17 protein-coding genes are annotated in these 17,545 nt (G+C 67.4%); 13 read left to right on the top strand and 4 right to left on the bottom strand.

Annotation, left to right across the window (positions count from 1 at the left end):
* Nucleotides 1–160: 160 nt before the first annotated feature.
* Together ACM0PY_RS20590 and ACM0PY_RS20585 are read right to left on the bottom strand one after the other, a co-directional pair.
* Nucleotides 161–781 carry a thymidine kinase gene (locus ACM0PY_RS20590; protein WP_005421101.1) on the bottom strand — a complete coding sequence of 207 codons (621 nt, stop codon included), beginning with the start codon at nt 779–781 and terminating at the stop codon, nt 161–163.
* 124 nt (nt 782–905) lie between these two features.
* Nucleotides 906–1,577, bottom strand: coding sequence for an SEL1-like repeat protein (locus ACM0PY_RS20585; RefSeq protein ID WP_180886394.1), 672 nt, complete (start codon nt 1,575–1,577; stop codon nt 906–908).
* A gap of 99 nt (nt 1,578–1,676) precedes the next feature.
* Between ACM0PY_RS20585 and ACM0PY_RS20580 the strand changes: the two genes are divergently transcribed.
* The 5 genes from ACM0PY_RS20580 to ACM0PY_RS20560 all read left to right on the top strand — a co-directional run bounded on the left by ACM0PY_RS20580 (nt 1,677) and on the right by ACM0PY_RS20560 (nt 6,686).
* Nucleotides 1,677–3,653: a UvrD-helicase domain-containing protein gene (locus tag ACM0PY_RS20580; protein WP_111202213.1), complete on the top strand. Its 1,977-nt coding sequence runs from the start codon at nt 1,677–1,679 to the stop codon at nt 3,651–3,653.
* A gap of 107 nt (nt 3,654–3,760) precedes the next feature.
* Entirely contained in the window at nt 3,761–4,498 is a 738-nt protein-coding gene (locus ACM0PY_RS20575; protein WP_180886396.1) for a DUF3592 domain-containing protein, read from the top strand.
* Between the two features lie 20 nt (nt 4,499–4,518).
* Nucleotides 4,519–5,004 carry a DUF3592 domain-containing protein gene (locus ACM0PY_RS20570; protein ID WP_095378490.1) on the top strand — a complete coding sequence of 162 codons (486 nt, stop codon included), beginning with the start codon at nt 4,519–4,521 and terminating at the stop codon, nt 5,002–5,004.
* A 91-nt stretch (nt 5,005–5,095) separates the two neighbouring features.
* Nucleotides 5,096–5,632, top strand: coding sequence for a GNAT family N-acetyltransferase (locus ACM0PY_RS20565; RefSeq protein WP_005421092.1), 537 nt, complete (start codon nt 5,096–5,098; stop codon nt 5,630–5,632).
* Between the two features lie 46 nt (nt 5,633–5,678).
* Complete coding sequence (locus tag ACM0PY_RS20560) at nt 5,679–6,686, top strand: DUF4272 domain-containing protein (protein ID WP_180886398.1); 1,008 nt, start codon at nt 5,679–5,681, stop codon at nt 6,684–6,686.
* 76 nt (nt 6,687–6,762) lie between these two features.
* Here the strand turns inward: ACM0PY_RS20560 and ACM0PY_RS20555 are convergent, their stop codons facing one another.
* Nucleotides 6,763–7,416, bottom strand: coding sequence for a YceH family protein (locus ACM0PY_RS20555; RefSeq protein ID WP_134972123.1), 654 nt, complete (start codon nt 7,414–7,416; stop codon nt 6,763–6,765).
* A gap of 101 nt (nt 7,417–7,517) precedes the next feature.
* Between ACM0PY_RS20555 and ACM0PY_RS20550 the strand changes: the two genes are divergently transcribed.
* The 5 genes from ACM0PY_RS20550 (at nt 7,518) to plsB (ending at nt 14,109) form a co-directional block, all read left to right on the top strand.
* Nucleotides 7,518–8,441 carry a 5'-nucleotidase, lipoprotein e(P4) family gene (locus ACM0PY_RS20550; protein ID WP_134972124.1) on the top strand — a complete coding sequence of 308 codons (924 nt, stop codon included), beginning with the start codon at nt 7,518–7,520 and terminating at the stop codon, nt 8,439–8,441.
* Nucleotides 8,438–9,163: an orotidine-5'-phosphate decarboxylase gene (gene pyrF / locus ACM0PY_RS20545; RefSeq protein ID WP_134972125.1), complete on the top strand. Its 726-nt coding sequence runs from the start codon at nt 8,438–8,440 to the stop codon at nt 9,161–9,163. Before ACM0PY_RS20550 ends, pyrF begins: the two co-directional genes overlap by 4 nt.
* Nucleotides 9,164–9,381: 218 nt before the next feature.
* Nucleotides 9,382–10,203: a S1 family peptidase gene (locus ACM0PY_RS20540; protein ID WP_053498015.1), complete on the top strand. Its 822-nt coding sequence runs from the start codon at nt 9,382–9,384 to the stop codon at nt 10,201–10,203.
* A 316-nt stretch (nt 10,204–10,519) separates the two neighbouring features.
* The gene (locus tag ACM0PY_RS20535; protein WP_095378475.1) at nt 10,520–11,473 is read left to right on the top strand and encodes a hypothetical protein; all 954 of its coding nucleotides are present in this window, start codon (nt 10,520–10,522) and stop codon (nt 11,471–11,473) included.
* On the top strand, nt 11,473–14,109 hold the full coding sequence (gene plsB / locus ACM0PY_RS20530) for a glycerol-3-phosphate 1-O-acyltransferase PlsB (protein WP_061479924.1): 2,637 nt from the start codon (nt 11,473–11,475) through the stop codon (nt 14,107–14,109). Before ACM0PY_RS20535 ends, plsB begins: the two co-directional genes overlap by 1 nt.
* 89 nt (nt 14,110–14,198) lie before the next feature.
* On the opposite strand, the gene ACM0PY_RS20525 is transcribed toward plsB, so the two are convergent.
* The gene (locus ACM0PY_RS20525) at nt 14,199–14,402 is read right to left on the bottom strand and encodes a YdcH family protein (RefSeq protein ID WP_005421068.1); all 204 of its coding nucleotides are present in this window, start codon (nt 14,400–14,402) and stop codon (nt 14,199–14,201) included.
* A gap of 91 nt (nt 14,403–14,493) precedes the next feature.
* Between ACM0PY_RS20525 and ttcA the strand changes: the two genes are divergently transcribed.
* From ttcA to ACM0PY_RS20510, 3 genes are read left to right on the top strand one after another with little or no spacing between them, the layout of a single operon-like run.
* On the top strand, nt 14,494–15,414 hold the full coding sequence (gene ttcA / locus ACM0PY_RS20520) for a tRNA 2-thiocytidine(32) synthetase TtcA (protein WP_172412120.1): 921 nt from the start codon (nt 14,494–14,496) through the stop codon (nt 15,412–15,414).
* A 36-nt stretch (nt 15,415–15,450) separates the two neighbouring features.
* Nucleotides 15,451–16,356: a recombination-associated protein RdgC gene (locus tag ACM0PY_RS20515; RefSeq protein WP_005421064.1), complete on the top strand. Its 906-nt coding sequence runs from the start codon at nt 15,451–15,453 to the stop codon at nt 16,354–16,356.
* A 59-nt stretch (nt 16,357–16,415) separates the two neighbouring features.
* Nucleotides 16,416–17,195 (top strand): M48 family metallopeptidase, encoded by a 780-nt coding sequence (locus ACM0PY_RS20510; protein WP_061479922.1) that lies wholly within the window; start codon nt 16,416–16,418, stop codon nt 17,193–17,195.
* Nucleotides 17,196–17,545 lie beyond the last annotated feature (350 nt).

Here is a 17,545-nt window from a genome sequence, read left to right as displayed (position 1 = left end):
GGGGTGTCAGCCGCATGGATGCGGCTGCCAAGCTTACAGGGACGTACTTGCAGCGTCCCCGCACTCCGACACCGCCCCGCCATTCCACGGAATGCCCGCTGTTGCCGTTGCTTCGGCTTGAAGCAGGTGCAGGGCTGCAAGCCCTGCAAAAGAACACCCCTTACAGCGGCAGCGGCGCCTGCGCCGGATCGATCCGGCCTTCGCCGCGGGTGATCTTCTTGAACTCGGCACGGCTGACCGACACGTAGCGCTCGTTGCCACCGATCTCCACCTGCGGGCCGTCCTGCACGGCGTGGCCATGCTCGTCCACGCGCACGGTCATCGTCGCCTTCTTGCCGCTGTGGCAGATGGTCTTGATCTCCTGCATCTCGTCGGCCCAGGCCAGCAGGTACTGGCTGCCTTCGAACAGCTCGCCGCGGAAGTCGGTACGCAGGCCGTAGCACAGCACCGGAATGCGCAGCTGGTCGACCACCTCACTGAGCTGCCAGACCTGGGCGCGGGTCAGGAACTGCGCCTCGTCCACCAGCACGCAGCCCATCGGGCCGTTGGCTGCCAGATCCTGCTCCACCCAGCGCTGCAGGTCGGTATCGCGGTCGAAGGCCATGCCGTCAGCGCGCAGGCCGATCCGCGAGGCGACCACGCCGGCGCCGGCACGGTCGTCCAGGCGTGGAGTCAGGATCGCCACCCGCATGCCGCGCTCGCGGTAGTTGTGCGCGCTCTGCAGCAGGGTGGTGGTCTTGCCGGCGTTCATCGCCGAGTAGTAGAAGTAGAGCTTGGCCATCGGCCAATTCTAGTCGCCACCCGGCCCGCCGTCGCGGATCGGCCGTGGCCGGGCGATCACGTGCCGGCTGTCGCGTACCCCGGTGCCAGCAGCGCCGAGGCAACGATGGCCTGGCCGGCGTGGCTCATTGCCCCGATCTGGCCAGCTCCTCGTCCTGCCATTGCCGGTAGGCCACCGGGTCCCAGTAGCGCGCCAACTGGTGCTTTTCCGGTTGCAGCACACGGGCCCCCGCATCGCCACGGCCCTGGCTGCGCATGGCGCCGTTCCAGCCGGCGCGGCTGCCGGTCTGCCGCATGCTGCCGGCCCGCAGTTCACGTTCCAGCCGCGGCGTCGCGGCCGGATCGCCGAACTCGGCATACAGCGCGCGGCCCTCGCGCACCGCGCGCTCGCGCTCGTCGGCGGACAGCGCCTCCCAGAAGCGTTCGCGCTGTACCACCAGCCACTCGGTGCCGCGCTCGGCCGCCAGGTCCATCCATGCATAGCCCAGGGCGCGGTCGACCGGACCGCCCTGCCCGTTCCAGAGCATGTCGGCCAGCGCTGCCTGTGAGAGCTTGTCGCCGTAGCGCGCGGCATTGCGGAAGTCGTTGCGGGCCTCTTCGTGGCGGCCCCGCTCGCGGGCCTGCATGCCGAGCCCACGGAAGCGCAGGTCCGGATGGTAGACGAGGAACTCGTGCGACTGCAGCACGATCGCTTCATAGGCATCCGTGCGCGGCGGCGGGCCGGACCCGGCCGCAGGCACGGCCAGCAGGCCCAGCAGGGTAGCCACCAGCGGGCGGGCGATGATGTTCAAGGACATGGACCACGCTCCTGTGTTCCGGTGTCGACTCAATACCTTACGGCCAGGTGTCATGCAAGTCAGGTCGGCCCGCCGGCACCCCGCTACAATCCTGTCCCCATGCACGGTCTCAATCCCCCCCAAGCCGCCGCCGTCCTGCACATCGAAGGCCCCTTGCTGGTGCTCGCCGGCGCCGGCAGCGGCAAGACGCGCGTGATCGTGGAAAAGATCGCCCACCTGATCAGCTGTGGCCGCTACCCGGCACGCCGCATCGCGGCGATCACCTTCACCAACAAGTCGGCCAAGGAAATGCGCGAGCGTGTGGCCAAGCGCCTGCGCGAGCAGGATGCCGACGAGGTGACGATCTGCACCTTCCATGCGCTGGGCCTGAAGTTCCTGCAGATCGAGCACGCGGCGGTGGGCCTGAAGCGTGGATTCTCGATCTTCGACGCCGACGATGCCGCTGCGCAGATCAAGGACCTGATGCACGGGGCCAAGCCCGACGACATCGAGGACATGAAGAACCTGGTGTCGCGCGCGAAGAACGCCGGCCTGTCGCCCGAACAGGCGATGGCCGCCGCACGCAGCAACCGCGAGAAGGAAGCGGCCAGCGTCTACGAGCGATACCAGCTGAGGCTGACCGCGTTCAATGCGGTCGACTTCGATGACCTGATCCGTCTGCCGGTGCAGATCCTGGAAGAGAATCCGGACATCGCCCTGGCCTGGCGCGAGCGCATCGGCTACCTGCTGGTGGACGAATGCCAGGACACCAACGACGCGCAGTACCGCCTGCTCAAGCAGCTGGCCGGTGAGAAGGGCAACTTCACCTGCGTCGGCGACGATGACCAGTCGATCTACGCCTGGCGTGGCGCCAATCCCGAAAACCTGCAGCAGATGGGGCGCGATTACCCCATGCTGGAAATCATCAAGCTGGAGCAGAACTACCGCTGCTCCAACCGCGTGCTGCGCGCCGCCAACGCGCTGATCGCCAACAATCCGCATGAGCACCTGAAGAAGCTGTGGAGCGACCAGGCCGACGGCGAACGCATCCGTGTTTGGGAATGCCGCAACAGCGAACATGAAGCGGAGAAGGTCGCCGCCGAGATCGCCTTCGTGGCGCAATCGCGCAACGTGCCGTGGAGTGACTTCTGCATCCTGTTCCGTGGCAACTTCCAGTCGCGCCCGCTGGAAAAGGCGATGCAGCTGCTGCGCATTCCCTATCACCTGACCGGCGGCACCATGTTCCTGGAACGCCAGGAAGTGAAGGACACGCTGGCCTGGCTGCGCCTGCTGGTGAACCCGGATGACGACACCGCGTTCATGCGTGCGGTGCAGTCGCCCAAGCGCGACGTCGGTGCCGGCACGCTGGCCAAGCTGGCCGAGCTGGCCCAGGAAAAGGACATGCCGATGGCGCATGTGGCCGAAACCATCGGTGCCCTGCAGCAGCTCCCACCGCGCGCGGCCAACAGCCTGGCGCGCTTCACCGACATCCTGCGCGACCTGCGTGCACAGATGCGCCAGGTGACGTCCGGCGACATGATCCGCAAGGTGGCCAAGGAATCGGGGTTGCTGAGCGAGCTGCGCCAGCAGGCCAAGGAAGAGGCCAGCTACCAGCGCCGCGCCAACAACATCGAGGAACTGGCGCAGTGGTTCGAGGGCGGCCCGCGCGGTGCAACCGCCGCCGACCTGGCCGGCCAGCTGGCGCTGCTGTCGCGCAGCGACAAGGACGAGGGCGGCAACCAGGTGCGCATGATGACCCTGCACGCTTCCAAGGGCCTGGAATTCCCGTACGTGTTCATCGTCGGCTGCGAAGACGGCGTGCTGCCGCACCAGGTCAGCCTGGACGAGGGCAACCTGCAGGAAGAACGGCGCCTGCTGTACGTGGGCATCACCCGCGCCAAGATCCAGCTGTGGATGAGCTACAGCAAGCTGACGCGCAAGTTCGGCGAGCATGTGCGGCTGAAGCCGAGCCGGTTCTTCGAGGAGATTCCGGCCGAGGAGATCCAGCGCGATGGCGCGGACCCGGTGGCCGATGCGGCGCGCAAGAAGGAGCGCGCGACGGCGGGGTTGGCGGCGATCGAGGCGCTGTTCGATTGAGGATCGAAAAGCCACTAAAGTGGTATTCCAATCCGTCCGATTGACGCTTCTGGCCTTGAGCCTGCATCGGGTTAAGGCCTAGTGTGAGCGCACCCGAAGTGCGCGCCGTGTCCTTCATCGTGTCCAACGACATCCCTCCTGTTCTCACCCGTACCTTCCTCGGGCTGGGCGTGGTCCTGCTTGTTTCAGCGCTTCTGGCCTACGTTGGTGCCAGGCGCTTCCTCGATGCGGCGGTCATTGCCGATGGCAGGATCACCCATGTGGCTGCCAGCGTTGATCGCGGTGGTTCGCGCACTTCAGGGGTGAAGTTCCTGTACTGGGTGGAATTCACTACCAGCAGCGGGCAAGTGATGCGGTTCTTGGCAGGTCGTACCAGCCGTCGTGCCTACATGACGGGCGATCATGTAGATGTGCTGTACCTGCCGGACCGCCCGGACAAGGCTCTGGTGCGTTCGCTCTCATCACCCTGGGGCCTGAGCGTCATACTGGGATTGGGCGGCGGCCCATTCCTGCTGGCGGTGGGATTTATGCACCTGCCGCAGGCGGCGAGGGCATGGCGGCGCAGGCAGCTCCTTCGCCACGGGACACGGGTGCAAGCCAAGGTCCGGGCGATCAAGCGCGATCTCGGAGTATTTTCGGGGGGAAGGCATCCGTTCGTCATCGTCTGCGCCTGGCGCGATCCTGAAACCACTCGATGGCATGTCTTCCACAGTGCGTATCTATGGGCCGATCCCCGTGCACAGGTGAGTGGGCGTGAACTGGATGTCCATGTCATGCCGGGCAATCCGCGCTACTACCATGTCGATACCTCCTTCATTCGATCAGCGCCGGCACCTGCACGCTGATCGATCAACCCGGCAGCACCATGCCCACCCTCCTCAGATGTTTTTTGCTGTTTTTCTTTGCCGTGGGCCTGCTGACCCTTCTGGCCGCCGCCTGGCTGTTCGTGGACGTCCAGCGTTTCGCGCGCAAGGCCGTTTCCGTAACCGGAACGGTGGTGGCCGTCCAGGCAGAGGATGCCCGGTCGGAAATGGAGGGGATGCCCGCACGTGACATCACCCTGCATCGCCCGGTGGTGAGGTTCCAGACCGCACAGGGGCAGATGATTCAGTTCACCGCGTCCTTTGCTACCGGGGCACCACTGTACGTGGTCGGCGAACAGGTACAGGTGCTGTATCCCGGCGGCATGCCTTCCAAGGCTCGTATCCAGCACCCGGGATTGCGCTGGGGCGCACCGCTGCTGTTGGCGCTGATGGGCATGGGGTTCTGCCTGATCGCCGCATGCGTCCATCGCCTGTGCGTGCGCTACTGGCCGATCCTGTTCGGCCCGCGTGACGGGGCATGTGGCTAGGCTGGGCATCGTAGTGGCCCACTTGGCCTGAGCGTGCTGCACGGCGGGCGCTGGCGTTGCAAAATCGAGGTATTCCTTCCGGAGCCCACCCATGCATCCCATCGAAAGCGAACGCCTGCGGCTGCGCCGCCTGGAACCAGACCGGGATGCTGCGCCGATGCTGGCACTGCTCAACGATCCAGGCTTCCTGCGTTTCATCGGTGATCGCAACGTGCGCAGCGAGGAGCAGGCGCGGGAGTACATCGCGCTGCGCGTGCTGCGCAGCTATGCCTTGAACGGCTTCGGCATGTATGCGATCGAGCGCCTGGCCGATGGCGCGTGGCTGGGTAACGCCGGCCTGGTGCGGCGTGATGGCCTGCCGGGGCCGGATATCGGCTATGCGGTGCTGTCGGAGTTCACGGGGCAGGGCTATGCCGGCGAGGCGGCGCAGGCGGTCTTCGCGCATGCCCGTGCGGAGCTGGGCATCGAGGATCTGTACGGCATTACCGACCTGGACAATGTGGCTTCCGGACGCATCCTGCTGGGGCTGGGCATGCACGAACGCGGCGTGATCCAGCTGCCGGGCGTGGACAGCGCGAGCCGGTTGTACGCCACGCCGGGGGCGGCGGTGGTTCAACAGCCAGCATGAGCCGGTGGGGTATGGTGCAGGTCTGTTTTCCTGCACGGATGCTTCGATGCTGATCAACGCGTATTCCACCCTCGGCCCGGTGCTGGCACCGCCACCACAGGCCGGGAGTGCCTCCGTCCGTGGTCTTGATGACCCCGCACTGGCCCCGCACCTCGGCGGCTTCGTCAACTACGTGCTGGGCCATGGCGACGGGCAGATGACCGCCGCGCGCTATCACCTGATGCGGCACGTCCAGCGCGTGCGCCAGCACTATCTGTTCGAGCTGGCCGAGGCTGATCTGGAGGCGCTGCAGCCTTGGCTGCTGCAGGCCAATGCGGTGTGCTTCCTGGAAGATGGCAGCGTCCGCGATCCGGCCGGCAGGGTGCTGTTGGGTGACGCGCCCGATCCGCAGGCGCAGGTGCCGTATCCCGCCGATGCCGGGCAGCGCCGTGCGCGCAGCCAACAGCAGTTGCAGGCCCACGAGCTGCGTGTCCCGCCGTCGTTGCCACCTGTGCTGGGTGCGGCCGAGGCACAGCTGCGCGCGCCTGCCCAGGTCTGGGCCAGAGCGCAGGCGCTGCTGGCGTGTACGCTGCGCGCCGAGGCGCTGCAGGCCGGTGACCCACCGTTGAGCCTGGCCGAGTTGGCCGAGCGCCTGCCGGCGCTGCCCGAGGCCTTGAGCCCGGCCGAGGCCGCTTTCATCGCGCACGGGGACGCCGAGGCGGCTCTGCCGTTCGGCTGGCGCTACGAGAGCCTGGCCGTGCTGCTGTGGGCGCTGGGCCTGTCCGAGGCGCTGCCGTGGCCGCAGGCGACCTGTGCCGTGCCGGATGTGGTGGGTGCCTTGTTGCAGAAGGCTGACAGTGGCAGCGAGCCTGCGACCCTGCGCGATACCGCCGAGCTGCTGGATGCGCTGGATCTGCACTACCGCCTGCACTGGGTTGCGCGTGAGGCCCAGCGCCAAGGTGCACCGATGCCCGGTGCGCTGGAGGGCGGCGTGATCTACGAGCGCCACTACGCGCTGAACTGGTTGTTCTGCTTTGAACAGGCCGACTGGGACGACGTCGATACGCCGACCTGAGTCTGCAGGGCGAGGGCGGTCAGGCCGCCCTCGCTGGCATGGGCACCGTGCCGACCAACGGTCGGCACCCACCCTCTCAGCTGCGCAGTTCCGCCAGCTGCGCCTGCAGCTCGGCCACGGCCGTTTCCAGCTGGGCCACGCGCTCGGCCAGGCCCGGATCGGCCGCATCGCTGCTGCCCCCGCCACTGCTGGCGTACTTGGCCGCCAGCGCGGCACCATCCACTTCACCGCACAGCAGGTGCATGTAGCGGTCTTCGCGCTGGCCGCTGGTGCGCGGCAGCACCACCAGCAGCGCGCGCTGCTGCAGGCGCTCGATGGCGTGGCGGGCTTCGTCGATATCCGCGAACCGGTACAGACGCTCGCTGCGCGACACCAGCTCGCCCAGGGTCTGTGGACCGCGCAGCAACAGCAGCGCCAGCAGCACGGTCTGCTGCCGGGTCAGGTCCAGCGCGGCCTGCAGGCGGTGCTCGTAGCGGTCGGCGCGCGAGGAGAAGTGCTGGCGGGCCAGACCCAACGCCTCCAGCTGGCGCAGCGCGTGCTGCACGCTGCCGGCGTCTACGTTCATCACCGGCTCGCGCGCGGTCTTCTGGTTGGCCGCCGATTGGGCGGCGTTGACCGTCAGCGGGTAGGTGTCCGGCGTGGTTGCCTCCTTCTCCACCAGGCAGCCCAGCAGGCGGGCCTGCACGGCGTCGAGCAGGGGGACGTCGGGGGTCTGGGCGGAATCGGTCATGGCGGCCTCCGGAAGGGCAACGGGTCAACCGCCAAGCATAGCCGTCCCGAGGCCGCCTTTGCCGGTAAAATGCGCCGGTATATCTGATTGCCGGTGAATCCATGCGTCGTCCTGTTTCCCTGTCCCTGACCCTGCTCGCCACCGCGGCGCTGGGCCTGTCCGCCTGCAAGCGCGTGGACGCGCCTGCTGCCGAAGCCGCCGCGCAGGAGGCCCCGGCCGCTGCCGCCAAGGCCGATGGCGCGCGTGATGCCACCGCCAACGACAACCTCAACGCCGTGCTGTGGATGCAGCGTGCGCAGGAGTACAGGGCGATCACCGAGCAGACCTACCGGGCCGCCGCCGATCGCCTGGATGCGGCGCTGAAGGAGGCCCACTGGGACGCACTGGTGCCAGAAGAACGCGGCAACGAGGCCAAGGGCCTGAAGCCGGCCGTGGTGCTGGACGTGGACGAGACCGTGCTGGACAACTCGCCCTACCAGGCGCGCCTGGTGCGCGACGGCAAGGAATACGACGAGCTGAGCTGGGACCAGTGGGTGGCCGAAAAGAAGGCCAAGGCGATTCCGGGCGTGGTTGATTTCGCCAAGGCCGCCAACGCCAAGGGCGTGACCCTGCTGTACATCTCCAACCGTGCCGTGCACCTGAAGGACGCGACCCTGGCCAACCTGCGCGAGCAGGGCCTGCCGGTAGCCGATGACAGCGTGTTCCTGGGCCTGGGCACCGTGGTCGAAGGCTGCGAGCAGGCCGGCAGCGAGAAGAACTGCCGCCGCCGCCTGGCCGGGCAGAAGTACCGCGTGCTGATGCAGTTCGGCGACCAGCTGGGTGACTTCGTGGAAGTGACCACCAACACCAACGAAGGCCGTGACGCCCTGCTGCAGCAGTACCACGACTGGTTCGGCGAGCGCTGGTGGATGCTGCCGAACCCGACCTACGGTGGCTTCGAGCCGGCGCAGTTCAACAACGATTACAGCCAGTCGCGCCAGGCCCGTCACGACGCCAAGCGCGCCGCCCTGGACTACGCACCATGAGCCGCGCGCCACTGCCGCTGCGCGACGACGAGCGCCTGATCTTCGCGCTGGACGTGCCTGACCGCGCGCAGGCGCTGGCGTGGGTCGACCGCCTTGGCGACAGCGTGGCCTTCTACAAGATCGGCATGGAACTGCTCGCCTCCGGCGAGTACTTCCAGGTGCTCGATGAGCTGGCCCGCCGCGACAAGCGCGTGTTCGTCGACCTGAAGTTCTTCGACATTCCGGCCACCGCTGCGGCGGTGATCAAGCGCCTGTCGCAGTGGCCGGTCAGCTACGCCACCATCCATGGCTGGCACCCGGCCATGATGGAGGCGTGCGCCGCCGCCAACAGCGGCGACATGCGCCTGCTGGCAGTGACCGTGCTGACCTCGATGGGTCGCCCCGACCTCGCACAGATGGGCATCGACCGCGAACCGGTGGACGTGGTGGTCGAGCGCGCGCTGGCCGCCCAGGCCGCCGGCATCGATGGCGTGATCGCTTCGGGCCAGGAGGCCGGCCCGATCCGCGCTGCCACCGGCAGCGGATTCTCGATCGTCTGCCCGGGCATCCGCCCCGGTGGCCCGGTCGGCGATGACCAGAAGCGTACCGTTGGCGTAGCGCAGGCCTTTGCCGATGGCGCCGATGCCATCGTGGTCGGTCGCCCGATCCGCCTGGCCGCCGATCCGCAGGCCGCAGCGCGGGCGATCCTGCAGGAAATCGCGTCGGCTCTGGCTGCACGCTGAGCCCACAGCCGACGCCGGTCACGCCGGCACCACGAACGCCATCCCGATCCATGCGGGATGGCGTTCGCATTTGTGGGTCTGCAGTTGTCGCAGGCGGCGCCAGCCATGAGAACTGTGCGCAGGTTCGCGCTGTGGGCCTCTCCACTGCTCCCCAATCGATGCACCGGTACGGACCGCGGCCGCGCCGGTTCCAACCATCGACAGAGGAGTACAGGGAAATGTATCGCAGCACCTCTTTGTTCATCGGCCTGCTGTTGGCCGCGTCTGCCGTACCCGCCATCGCTGCGCCGCAGCTGCGCGATGCGCCGCGCATCATCGGCGGCGAAGCGGCGCCGGCCGACGAGTACCCGTTCATGGTCAGCATCCAGGGCATCTTCGACGGCGATTCGGACCATGATCGCCACTTCTGCGGGGGCACCCTCATCTCACCCTCGTGGGTGCTGACGGCCGCGCACTGCATGCAGGGCGAAGCGCCTGGTGGCATCGCCGTTGTCGGCAAGGTCACGGCCCTGTCCACTGACGCCGGACCACGACCCTCCAACGTCAAGGCGATCCACGTCCATCCGGCATTCAACAGCGGCAATTCGCTGGAGCACGACGTCGCCCTGATCCAGCTCAGCGCACCGCTGGTCGGCGCACAGCCGGTAGCACTGCGGCTGCGGCCCGACGCCAGCTATCTCAAGCCGGGCCGTGAATTCACGGTCATCGGCTGGGGAGACACCGACATCGGCGATGGCCGGGTCTATCCGACTCAGCTGCAGACCGCACAGGTGCCGTTCGTGTCATTCGATGAATGCCAGCAGGCGTACGGCGGTGAACTATCACGTGGCAAGGTGATCTGCGCCGGCCGCGAGGGCATCGACAGCTGCCAGGGGGATTCCGGAGGCCCGCTGCTGCTGCGCCTGCGTGAAGGCTGGACCCAGTTCGGTGTCGTCAGTTGGGGCGAGGGCTGTGCGCTGGCCGGCTATCCGGGGATTTATGCCCGAATCGCCGAAAAACACGCCGTAGATTTCATTGAAGCGGTTTGGCAACGCGATTGACACAATAAAATCAAATACATACATGGCATTACGTGAAGTGTTGCCTTAACTTGAACGGCAGCGTAGGATCGCCGCCATCCGGTCCTCGGGCCGGACATGTGCCACAACACTGTCCTCCGGCCCCGCGCCGGCTTGAAGAGCCTGTGATCCCCGTGATCCGGGCTCTTTTTTTATCCCGGTGGCGGCGCTGGGGTCAGATCCCTTCTGCCCGCAGCAGAGGAGATCTGACCCCCTTGGCTGGAAACCGTGACGTCCCGGCTTGCCGCTGTCACGTCGCAGGCCGCAAGATGCGGGCCGGTCCGGGGAGTCCGAATGCATGAGCGTGGCGGTGCGAGGAAAGTCTGCGCGTGGATGGGGGCTGGCGGCCGTGCTGCTGCTGGCCGTGGCGGCGTGCCGCGAGTCTGCCAACGATCCGGCCAGGCCGGCGGCCGAGCCGGTGGCTGCGGTACAGGCGATGGCGTTGCGCCTGGCCGAGGATGATCTGGTCGGCTACGCAAAGCTGTCGGTGCCGCCGGGCCAGTACCAACGCCTGCAGCAGGCCTGGGCGGAGGGCCACAGCCAGTGGCCGCTGACCGAACTGCCGCTGGGTGACCAGCTGCTGCCGATGCTGGCCGCGCTGCGCAAGCCCGGTGCCAGCGCCGAACTGCAGCGCAGCTTCGATCGCCAGCTGGCTGGCCAGGCCGGCGCCGTGCGCCAGGCTGCACAGTCGATGGGCAACTTCGGCGTGCAGTACCTGCGCCACCAGAAGGGCTACACGCCCAGCCAGCAGGCCCACTACATCGCCCTGGTCGAGACCCTGGCGGGGTGGGCGCAGGCTGCCCCGATCAGCGACCGCGCACGTGCCCGCAGCACCATCGCCGCGCTGGTCGGCGCCGCCAGCAAGGTCGGCTTCGAGGATGAAGCCGGCCTGCAGGCGGCCGGCATGGAAGGCAGCCTGCAGCAGCTGGCGCCGTTCATCCACACCCTCAAGGCGGTGCTGGGCAGTTACGGACTCGGCGTGGACGACGCGCTGCGCAGCGTGCGCGGCGAACTGCTGTCGGTGGAAGGTGACAATGCGCTGGTGCGCCTGCACTACGACCTGGCCGGTCGCGAGATGACCCTGCAGCTGCCACTGAGCCGGCGCGAGGGCCACTGGTACCTGACCCGCACCCTGGCCGACACCGACGCGCTGCTGCGCAAGGCCGATGCGGCCCGCGCGGCTGCGTCGCCAGCACCGGCCGAAGCCCCCGCCGAGGGTGGGGAAGCGGCAACACCGCCGGCTAAGCCATAATGGCGCCGATGTCGAAACAGAACCCGCTGCCGTTCCCCGGCGAAGAATCCCAGTCGACGCCCGCCGATACGGTGCCGGCGTCCCCCTCGACCGGTACCGGCCCGAACCCGGTACCGCCGCCCGCGCACGCGCGTCCGGCCGGACGCCGTCCACTGTGGGCCCGCCTGCTCGGTCGCCTGGTCGAGCCGTGGCTGTCGCTGAAGATCGAACCGGAAGACCCGGGCCAGTACAACGATGGCCGCCCGGTCATGTACGTGCTGGAAGACTACGGCCTGTCCAACGCGCTGATCCTGGACAAGGCCTGCCGCCAGGCCGGCCTGCCGTCGCCGCTGGTGCCACTGGCCGGTGATCCGACCGGCCGCAAGCGCGCCTATCTGGCGCTGTCGCGGCGCAGCTCCAGCAACTCGCTGATTCCCGAGCAGCGCGGCGCCAAGACCCACTCCGATTCGCTGGCCAAGGTCCTGCAGGCGCACCGCGTGCGCGATGACCTGGATGTGCACCTGGTGCCGGTGTCGATCTTCGTCGGCCGCGCGCCGGACAAGCAGAGCGGCTGGTTCGCAGTGCTGTTCTCGGAAAACTGGGCGCTGGTGGGCCGCTTCCGCCGCCTGCTGGGGCTGCTGCTGAACGGGCGCAATACCATCGTGCGCTTCGCCCCGCCGATCTCGCTGCGCAGCACCGTCGACGAAGGCCTGGAGCCGGAGCGCACGGTGCGCAAGCTGCAGCGCGTGCTGCGCACCCATTTCCGCCGCATCCGTGAATCGGTGATCGGCCCGGACCTGTCGACCCGGCGCCTGCTGGTGGACCAGGTGCTGGCCGCCGAGCCGGTCCGCGAAGCGATCGCCGCACAGGCCAAGCGCGACAACTCGAAGCCGGCCGATGCCTGGAAGAAGGCACACGCCTACGCCTGGGAAATCGCTGCGGACTATTCCAGCCCGGTGGTGCGCTCGGCCAGCTTCATGCTCAGCCACGTGTGGAACCGCATCTATGCGGGCGTGCTGGTGCACCACCTGGACAAGTTCAAGGCCGCCGCGCCGGGCCACGAAGTGGTCTACGTGCCCAGCCACCGCAGCCACATGGACTACCTGCTGCTGTCCTACCTGCTGTACGACCGTGGCATCGTGCCGCCGCACATCGTGGCCGGCATCAACCTGAACCTGCCGGTGGTCGGCACCCTGCTGCGCAAGGGCGGTGCGTTCTTCATCCGCCGTTCGATCCGTGGCAATGCGCTGTACTCTGCAGTGCTCAGTGAGTACGTCGCGCAGCTGGTGGCCGGTGGCTATTCGCTGGAGTACTTCGTCGAAGGCGGCCGCTCGCGTACCGGGCGCCTGCTGCAGCCCAAGGGCGGCATGATCTCGATGACGCTGCGTGCATTCCTGCGCCAGCCGCGCAAGCCGGTCCTGTTCCAGCCCATCTACATCGGCTACGAGAAGCTGATGGAGGGCGGCAGCTACCTGGACGAACTGTCCGGCCGGCCGAAGGAAAAGGAGTCGATCTGGTCGCTGCTGTGGGGCATCCCCAAGGTGCTCAAGCAGAACTACGGCCAGGTGGTGGTGAACTTCGGCGAGCCGATCGCGCTGAACGACGTGCTGGCCGAGAAGGCCCCGGAGTGGAAGGGCGAGGCGGTGTCCGAGGACGAGAAGCCAGCCTGGCTGTCGACCACGGTGGATACGCTGGCCGAACGCATCCAGGTGCGCATCAACGGCGCTGCCGACGTCAACCCCATCAATCTGCTGGCGCTGGCCCTGCTGTCCACGCCGAAGCACGCGATGGGCGAGGCCGACCTGATCGCGCAGATCGAGCTGTGCAAGACGCTGCTGGTCGAGATGCCGTACTCGGACCGGGTGACGGTGACCCCGCACTCGCCGGAGCGGATCATCGCCCATGCCGAGGAGATCAACGTCCTCACCCGCATCAAGCACCCGCTCGGCGATGTGCTCAGCGTCAGCGGCGACACCGCGGTGCTGCTCAGCTACTTCCGCAACAACGTGGTGCACCTGTTCACCGCCTCGTCGTGGGTGGCCTGCTGCTTCCAGAACAACCGCCGCATGAGCCGTACCGGGCTGGTCCAGCTGGGCCGCACGGTATATCCGTTCCTGCAGGCCGAGCTGTTCCTGCCGTGGAGCGAGGACGAGTTCGCGCAGCGTATTGACCGCACCATCGACGTGTTCGTGCGCGAAGGCCTGCTGCAGAACGTCAACGATGACGACGGCGGCATCCTGGCACGCAACACCGGGCAGACCGACGAGGTGTTCCGCCTGCGGGCGATCGGCCATTCGCTGCAGCAGGCGTTCGAGCGCTACTACATCGCCATCTCGGTGCTGGTGAAGAACGGCCCGGGCGTGCTCGGTGCGGCCGAGCTGGAAAGCCTGTGCCAGCAGGCCGCGCAGCGCCTGAGCCTGCTCTATGCGCCGGCCGCTCCCGAGTTCTTCGACAAGGCCCTGTTCCGCGGCTTCATCCAGAAGCTGCGCGAACTGCGCCTGGTGTGGCCGGACGAGAACAGCAAGCTGCTGTTCGATGAACGCCTGGATGCCTGGGCCAAGGACGCCAAGTTCATCCTGGGGCGCGAGCTGCGCCACACCATCGAGCGGGTCAGCCCGGAAGCAGCGCGCCCGGACGAGCCTGCGCCGCAGGATTGAAGGTCGCGCCGGACAAGGCGGTGGGTGCGGACCTTGGTCCGCACACTTCCACCCGTGCCAACCAAGGTTGGCACCCACCAGGACGGTCTTTAGGCCGGCTCGTCGGGAATCTGCAGGCTTTCCAGCCTGGCGATGCAGTCCTTCAACTGCAGCTTGCGCCGCTTCAGGCGCTTGGCTTCCAGTTCGTCCTCGCCGTTGGCCGCCATGCGGGTGATCTGTTCATCCAGCAGGCGGTGCTCGGCGCGCAGGGCGGCGAGGTGCTCGACGATCTCGGCGGGGCTGTAGGTATCCACAGCCTCCGAGCATACACAGCGTTGATGACTGCCGGGAGAGGGGAAACCCGACCCCCGGCCGGGGCGGCTCCGAGCCGTTAGAATGGAACCCATGAGTGCCGTGATTTCCCTTCCCGATCCCCAGCCGCGCGCCGCCCGCGATCCACGCGTGGCCGAGCGCGAGCAGCACAAGCTGGCCAAGCGCCTGCGCCGCCAGGTCGGCGAGGCGATTGCCGACTTCGGCATGATCGAGGCCGGCGACAAGGTCATGGTCTGCCTGTCCGGCGGCAAGGACAGCTACACCCTGCTGGACGTGCTGCTGCAGCTGCAGAAGAAGGCGCCGGTGCCGTTCGAGCTGGTGGCGGTGAACCTGGACCAGAAGCAGCCGGGCTTCCCCGAGCACATCCTGCCGGAGTACCTGGCCGGGCTGGGCGTGCCGTACCACATCATCGAGCAGGACACCTATTCGGTGGTCAGCCGGGTCATCCCGGAGGGCAAGACGATGTGTTCGCTGTGCTCGCGCCTGCGTCGTGGCGCGCTGTACAACTACGCCGAGACCCACGGTTTCACCAAGATCGCGCTGGGCCACCACCGCGACGACATGGTGGCCACGTTCTTCATGAACCTGTTCCACCACGCCAAGCTGGCGGGCATGCCGCCGAAGCTGCGCAGCGACGACGGCAGGCACGTGGTGATCCGGCCGCTGGCCTACGTGCGCGAGCGCGACATCGTCGACTACGCGCAGGCGCGCCAGTTCCCGATCATTCCCTGCAACCTGTGCGGCAGCCAGGAGAACCTGCAGCGCCGCCAGGTCGGCCTGATGCTCAAGCAGTGGGAAAAGGACCATCCGGGCCGCATCGAGCAGATCGCGCGCGCCATGGGTGAAGTCCGGCCCTCGCAGCTGGCCGACACCACCCTGTTCGACTTCATGGCGCTGGGCCGTCGCGACGACACGCCGCTGCCCGACGCCCATGCCTGGCTGGCCGGCTCCCCGGCCGACGCCGACGCAGATCCCGAGACGCCCACCGTTTAAGGTCGGTCGCCCTTCCTCTTCGCCATCCGGAATTCCATGTTCTTTCGCAACCTGACGTTCTTCCGTTTCCCGACCACCACCGATTTTTCCGAAGTCGATACCCTGCTGCCGCACGCCGTGCTCAAGCCTGTCGGCGCGCTGGAAATGAATTCGCGCGGCTTCATTTCGCCGTTCGGCCGCGAGGAGAAGGAACTGCTGTCCCACCGCATCGCCGAACACCTGTGGCTGACCGTGGGTGGCGAGGACAAGATCCTGCCGGCGGCGGTGGTCAACGACCTGCTCGAGCGCAAGCTGGAGGAGATCGAGGAGAAGGAAGGGCGGCGCCCGGGTGGCCGCGAGCGCAAGCGCATGAAGGACGATCTGCTGCATGAACTGCTGCCGCGCGCCTTCGTGAAGTCCTCGCGCAACGACGCCTTCATCGACCTGCAGCACGGCTACGTGGCGGTGGATACCTCCAGCCGCAAGACCGGCGAATACTTCATGTCCGACATCCGCGGGCTGCTCGGCAGCTTCCCGGCGATGCCGCTGAACGCCGAAGTCGCGCCGCGCTCGATCCTGACCGGCTGGATCGCCGGCGAGCCGCTGCCGACCGGGCTGAGCCTGGGCGAAGAGTGCGAGATGAAGGATCCGGTCGAAGGCGGCGCGGTGGTCAAGTGCCAGCACCAGGAACTGCGCTGCGACGAGATCGACAAGCACCTGGACGCCGGCAAGCAGGTGACCAAGCTGGCGCTGATCTTCGAAGACAACCTGTCGTTCGTGATCGGCGACGACCTGATCGTGCGCAAGCTGAAGTTCCTCGACGGCGCCCTGGACCAGCTGGAGCATGCCGACGAAGACGGCCGCCGTGCCGAGTTCGATGCCCGCTTCGCCCTGCAGAGCGCCGAGATCCGCCGCCTGTTCCTGTTGCTGGAAGAAGCGTTCAAGCTCAGCAAGGCTGACTGAACAGGCAGCCCGACGGTCGCCGGTCATCCGGCGGCCCGAAGCAGCGCTATGCTGGGCGCATGAGCCGTCTGCTGCGCCGCCTGATCACTCCGACCCCGCCCGCCACCGTACAGCGCGACACCGTTCGCCTGCGCCTGGAGGATGCCGAGATCGAGGTGCTGCGCGTGCGCGATCCGCGCGCGCGCCGCATCAAGCTGAGCGTGGACGAGCGTGGCGCGCGGTTGACGTTACCACCGCGCGCAAGCCTGGTAATGGGCGAGCGCTTCCTGGAACAGCACCGCGACTGGCTGGCGCTGCAGCTGCGGCAGTACCAGGGGCAGGGCCTGCCGGCACCGCTGCAGCCCGGCGAAGACGGCGTGCTGCCATTGCGCGGTGAACTGTTGCCGCTGCGCTGGCAGGAAGGCCGCTACGCGCGGCTGGAGATCGACGCGCACGGTGCCTGCGTGCAGTGGCCGACCCGTGGTGGTGACGCCACGCTGCGCCGCCTGCTGCGCGAGTTCTATGAAGCGCAGACCCGCGCCGACGTCGGCCGCTGGCTGCCGAAGTACCTGCCCACCCTGCCGCGCGCCCCCAGCCGCCTGCGCCTGAAGGTGATGTCCTCGCAGTGGGGCTCGCTGGCCCCCGATGGCAGCATGGCCCTGGACCTGGCCTTGGTGCTCGGTCGTCCGGAAGCGTTCGAGTACGTGCTGGTGCACGAACTCTGCCACCTGATCCAGCCGAATCATTCGCCCGCGTTCTGGCATGAAGTCGAACAACGCTTTCCCGCCTGGCGCGAACAGCGCGACTACTTCCAGCTGGAAGGTCGGCGACTGAAGGCGATGCTTCGCCAGCTGTTGTAGAGCCGAGCCGATGCTCGGCTGACGCGTGCAGCGCGGGGTTCCAGTCATCACGTTGAAGAGCAGCCGAGCATGGCTCGGCTCTACAGAAGAGCGCGCGCAGCGCGCGACCCGCTCCTGCTCTTCCTTCTTTCTTCCGTGGTGGGCACACCGGAAACTGTCGAAGGACGGGATGGGTGGGATTGCGGGGGTGTCCGCGGCATGGATGCCGCGGCCAAGCCCCCAGGGTGAAGTGACCCCCGGGAGTTGGACATCAGATCCAACCCCGAGGGATACATGAACAGATACGACGCGCGTTTCAAACTGCAGGTCGCCAAAGAGGCCTGCAAGACCTCCACATCGGTCAAAGCCGC

Source organism: Stenotrophomonas sp. BR163, from assembly GCF_047520985.2.
Lineage (GTDB): Bacteria > Pseudomonadota > Gammaproteobacteria > Xanthomonadales > Xanthomonadaceae > Stenotrophomonas > Stenotrophomonas sepilia.
This window is presented reverse-complemented; position numbering and strand designations above follow the sequence as displayed.